The following is a 4,656-nucleotide window of genomic DNA, read 5'->3' on the forward strand; positions in this document are numbered from 1 at the left end:
CTCTTTGATGACTTGTAATTTAAACTCCTTGGAGTGTTTGGTTCGTGTCATGTTGTTTAGCCTCCTTGGTACATTAAGCAGTATATTATTTTTTACTCTTATTGTCCAAGTTCATTTAGGGGCTAAATAGTATTCACCTCAAAAAATGATTATAAGTTTTTCCTTGAATAGATTCGGATTGATATAATCATTGAAATTAATCCCATTAAAACAGCTATAGCAAAAGGTATCCAATCCTTTATAGATTGAGGTATTGGTAAGTTAAAATTGATATTAATATCAATAGATTGATACCATTCAATAATAGTTGGCAGTATAAATGGAGTTAAAAAGACCGTAATAAAAAAGATATATTTTGTTTTTTCATACCCAAATTTAGTTTGAACAGGAATTAATAAACCGAAAAAAATAGAAATAATAAGAAGAGCTACTCCTACACTATAAATACTTAACCGTGTTAACCCATATGATGCACCAATTGCTGCAGCAAGATTATATAAAAGAAAGCACGCAATAAAAATGACGAGAATAAATACGTATTTTGCTTTAATAACACCATTTCGAGTATATGGAGTTGTACAAAGAAGGGCTGCCCCTTTATATTTATCCTCTTGAAACGAAATCATATTAAACAAAATATATTCCACAAATAAAACAGTAGTAAGAAAACTTATAAAGCTGCCGTTACTTAATCCTAATTTTGAATTGTTAAATATAGGTGCTACAATTGCAAAAATAAGCATAACCAATAGATACTTTTTTGCTAAAATTAAATCTTTTTTAACGAGATGAAGCAACAATTTTATCTCTCCTTTACATAAGCCAACATTACATCTTCAATGGAGGGTCTTTCTATAATAATATCTTTCATTTGCTCACATACTTGATCTACTTTATTGGTAATTCCTTCGAATCCAAATGGTGTTTGACGTAATCTTAAAAATAATTTAGTCGAGTGTTCATTTATTAAACGATTATCCCCTTTTATCAAAGCGTGTCTTTCTAATAGTTCGTCTTTACTTTCATTGAATACGATTTTGCCATTGTCGATTAAAATAAGCATATCAGCTACTTTCTCTAAATCAGACGTAATATGAGTAGAAAAGAAAACACTTTTCCCCTCTTCCTCCATGAAATCTAAAAGTATTTCCATTAACTCATTACGAATTAATGGATCAAGCCCACTTGTTGGTTCATCCATTATTAATAAATCCGCATGGTGAGATAGAGCTAAAGTAATAGCAAATTTCATACGCATACCTTTCGATAAAGTGGCAATTTTCTGGTTTAATTTTAAATTGAAACGATTTATGTAGTTTAAGAAAACAGATTCATCCCAATTCGTATATGCTGGGGCAATAATACTCTTCATTTCTTTCAATGTCATCTCTTCATAAAAATAGCCTTCGTCTAAAACTACACCAATGCGATTTTTTATTTCGCATTCATTTTTTTCCATATCTTTACCAAAAAATTTAATGCTACCGTCATCTTTGGGATAAAGTCCAAGAATGGTTTTAATTGTTGTTGTTTTCCCAGAACCATTTACACCGATGAATCCTGTTATGCAGCCTTCCTTTAGTGAAAAAGTTAATTGTTCTAAGCTGAAACTACCTAACTCTTTTTTTAAGTTATTTACCTCTAAAACGGCTTTCATCATTCATCATCCTCTTCAAAAATGATATCCATCATTGAGTAAAGTTCTTCTTTATTTATTCCAAGAGTTCTAGCCATTTGCCACACTTCTGAGAGCTTTTTTTCCACCAGATGCCTTTTAGATTCCAATAACATTTCCATGTTTTCAGACGCTACAAATGACCCCTTTCCTACAATAGTTATAATAAAGCCTTCTTTCTCTAACTCTTCATATACTCTTTTCGTTGTAAGAACACTAACATGCAAATCATTTGCTAGTGAACGAATGGAAGGTAGTTTTTCTCCTTCTTTTAATTCTTGACGGAGAATGGCACCCTTAATTTGATCTTTTATTTGTTGGTATAAAGGTTGTTCGGAACTGTTTTTAAGTATTATTTTCATAGAAAAACCTCTTTTAACTGTATATGTATTACATATACACCATATACATAATATACAATATTTACAATTAAATTTTAATTAAAAATTTTTGAAATATCAAGGTATTTACAAATTTACGTTTCATGCAGTCGGACAAAATTTTGTTGCAGGAGTTATATCAGTTGGAACAATTGCCGGCATTACAACAGTTATATTTGTTTATCTTTACGCAACAGTACGCGTTCTGTTCTCTATTCGTGAGTTTTATCGGAGCGAACCTTACGCGTTTTTTACTTTTTTGGGGTTAGGGGTAGTTCTTGCTGCAGGAAGTGATTTTTGATTTGATGGCTTTTCTGCAAAGAATGGATTTAAACTTCTCCCTCTCCTTTTCTTTCCTATCAAAAATATAACAATAGTGATAGAACAAAAAATCCCGCTCCCTTTGGTAAAAATAATAGGAGCGGGATAGATATCAGTGTTAAAAAATAGTTGTTTAATTTTTAAAGGAAATACCTCAATGATACGAAAAACAATAAAAAGTCCTTGGAAATTAAAACCATAAGCACGCAAAACAAAGCTCCCCTATCAAAAGATAGGAGAGGATATATTTAGTAATGAAACAAAGAAATTAACGATATATCTTGAAATTAGATGAAAATATTCCTTCATTATGCATTATGTGGTTCTACTTTAAAAATATTTTTATAAAACTCTTTCATTTCCGTAAAAATAGTAGGTTGAGCGATTCATTTCTAGAATCTCCAATACTTTTGTAATCGGATATCCTTTCTCGCTCCACTGCTCGGCTACTTCCAATTTTTCAGTAAGTGAGGGTTCTTCTTTTTTATCAAATCACGCAAAATCGCGATTTCTAAATCTTTTTCCCCTAATAGCTTCTTGAGCTGTTCATTTTCTTCCTCCAGCCTTTTGATTTCAGCTGAAGAGGAATGGGTAACTGTTTCTTGTCCTAGCTGTCCTTCTTCGTATGCCTTCACCCATCTTTGCACGAGATTCGGGCTAAGCTCGTATCTTCTAGCTACCAATGCTTTATTTCCAACTTCTAATGCTTCTTTCACTACTTGTAGCTTAAATTCCTTCGAATGTTTTCTTCGTTTCATGTACATCAAAAGTCCCCTTCATTGGTCACTTCGATTATAAAAAACACCTTATCGAGTGTCCAAATTCATTAGGGGGCTAATGAGAATGTAACTTTAGATGTTTTTGGTGATATTATTGACATTTTCTATCACGATTTCGCTATTTGGATATTTCTTACAATTGCTTTTTCGTTTTTTATTTTTAAAACATTTCCTTGTCATTGAATAACCATAGCCTAGATCCCCTTATACAATAATATCCATTCCTTATCTATAGATTTACGTATCTTCTTATCTCTCTCAATTTTTTCTTTTATATAAGAAATAACGATTGGAACCATGCGAAGAATTTGTGACCAATTAAGTGCAAGGGGATTCATATGGTAAATCAACCCTGTTTTTATAAAATTTCCAGATAAAGCAATAGAGTGACCCAGCATTAACAAAGATGCTAGCTTTGCTTTTGGAAAGTGGGTTTCTGGATCATCAGAAAACATTTTTGAAGCGTACCAGTATAAACGGATAATAATATCAACTGATGCTGGTACAATGCCCGTAGTTAAAAAATGACGAAAATCATATCCATGCTTGTACATATAGCGAGCAACATCGGTCCAACTAACCTTTTCACCAGAAGGACCAAGTACAAATGGAGATTTAGCTTTAATAAGCTGAACAAGTGTGAAAAACGGCGGTTGAATCCCTGCCTTTGTAAAAATATCAGAAAGTAAATGAAGAAATACTTTAATGATTGCGATGAAAAAATTACTTTCCGGTGAGTATCCATTATTTTTAGCAACAATAAGATTTCCATACTTATCTACAAATGTCCCGGTTCCTTTCATAACATCAATAACTCCAAAAATAAAACCAAGAATGGGATCGTGCCCAAAACTCATAAGTCGATGAAAATGTGGATTTAAACCGGCAACTTCTTGATCAAGAGAAACGTCAGTTGAAGCATCAAAGACCACTTTCGCTTTCTTTTCCAAATCCTCAAAAAATGATTTGTGAATTTCTGAAGATTTCTCCTTAATCCACTTTGTGATTGGAGAACCTTCTTGCATATTACCTAAAAAGTTAGTATCAGTTGGAATTTTCACTAAAAAAATATCAAGAAGGGTTGCAACAAGCCCAGCAATCAAAACAATAAGGTAGTCAGATTTTGTCCATTCGATATTTCCGAAATTTTTTAAGTAATCATCTTGACTCTGTTTTAATTCATTTTGGCTGATAATTTGTAATAAAGGATCTCGTTTTAAATCGATGCCGGCATCACTCAACCGTTGATCAGCCAGTTGTAATAAACGATTGAAATCATTATTAAAATCCGTAGATTCAATTTTTCGGTACGTTTTTACAGGGATATGTATACTTTTCACACTAGGTGATGTAGACGTTTCGAATTTATTGAAATCGACACCTAATGCTTCTAGGCGTTGTCTTATACTAGATAATTCATCTTGACTCAAGTTTGACACCATTTCACTACATGTGGATAACTAAAGGTGATTATACCAATAGTTATCCACTTTTTTTATCG

Annotated in this window: 6 protein-coding genes; all 6 read right to left on the reverse strand. The window is 32.3% G+C overall.

Annotated features, from left to right (window positions below; genetic code table 11):
- Window positions 1–149 precede the first annotated feature (149 nt).
- The 6 genes from AC0KTX_RS16350 to AC0KTX_RS16375 all read right to left on the reverse strand — a co-directional run bounded on the left by AC0KTX_RS16350 (window position 150) and on the right by AC0KTX_RS16375 (window position 4,585).
- Window positions 150–800 carry an ABC-2 transporter permease gene (locus AC0KTX_RS16350; RefSeq protein WP_339192839.1) on the reverse strand — a complete coding sequence of 217 codons (651 nt, stop codon included), beginning with the start codon at window positions 798–800 and terminating at the stop codon, window positions 150–152.
- Window positions 801–802: 2 nt separating this feature from the next.
- Window positions 803–1,657, reverse strand: coding sequence for an ABC transporter ATP-binding protein (locus AC0KTX_RS16355; RefSeq protein ID WP_066251558.1), 855 nt, complete (start codon window positions 1,655–1,657; stop codon window positions 803–805).
- Window positions 1,657–2,037, reverse strand: coding sequence for a GntR family transcriptional regulator (locus AC0KTX_RS16360; RefSeq protein WP_066251550.1), 381 nt, complete (start codon window positions 2,035–2,037; stop codon window positions 1,657–1,659). The genes AC0KTX_RS16355 and AC0KTX_RS16360 overlap by 1 nt, the downstream gene beginning before the upstream one ends.
- 258 nt (window positions 2,038–2,295) lie before the next feature.
- Window positions 2,296–2,586 carry a hypothetical protein gene (locus AC0KTX_RS16365; protein ID WP_339200065.1) on the reverse strand — a complete coding sequence of 97 codons (291 nt, stop codon included), beginning with the start codon at window positions 2,584–2,586 and terminating at the stop codon, window positions 2,296–2,298.
- Between the two features lie 236 nt (window positions 2,587–2,822).
- The gene (locus AC0KTX_RS16370) at window positions 2,823–3,140 is read right to left on the reverse strand and encodes a transposase (protein ID WP_232515537.1); all 318 of its coding nucleotides are present in this window, start codon (window positions 3,138–3,140) and stop codon (window positions 2,823–2,825) included.
- Between the two features lie 209 nt (window positions 3,141–3,349).
- On the reverse strand, window positions 3,350–4,585 hold the full coding sequence (locus tag AC0KTX_RS16375) for a hypothetical protein (RefSeq protein ID WP_474253127.1): 1,236 nt from the start codon (window positions 4,583–4,585) through the stop codon (window positions 3,350–3,352).
- Window positions 4,586–4,656: the final 71 nt, after the last annotated feature.

This window comes from Aeribacillus sp. JST-2 (genome assembly GCF_056032925.1).